Raw genomic sequence first — 247 nt, forward strand, 5'->3', positions numbered from 1 at the left:
ATATAGAATATCAAGAGTTAGATTTACAAGTCTCGAAAATTAAATCTGTTTACTATTTTTTAATTGCTATTGCACTTTTAATACTTACGAAAGTACATATTGTTAGTGATATTAAAGCAGACAGTTTGTCAATGAACCCTGTATTTATTTTTGTTGGAATCATTATTATAGTTATCTGGCTAATAATGGACTTGTATAGAAAGAAAAAATATGGCATTTTTTTATTTAAATCATTAATTCCTATTGT

1 protein-coding gene is annotated in these 247 nt (G+C 24.3%); it reads left to right on the forward strand.

All coding sequences use genetic code 11. The features are described 5' to 3' along the window. A partial coding sequence (locus HMPREF2663_RS07720) for a DUF5080 family protein (protein ID WP_141762241.1) occupies positions 1 to 247 on the forward strand: 247 nt, incomplete at both ends.

The organism is Staphylococcus sp. HMSC077D08 (assembly GCF_001837945.1).
GTDB classification, from domain to species: Bacteria; Bacillota; Bacilli; order Staphylococcales; family Staphylococcaceae; genus Staphylococcus; species Staphylococcus epidermidis.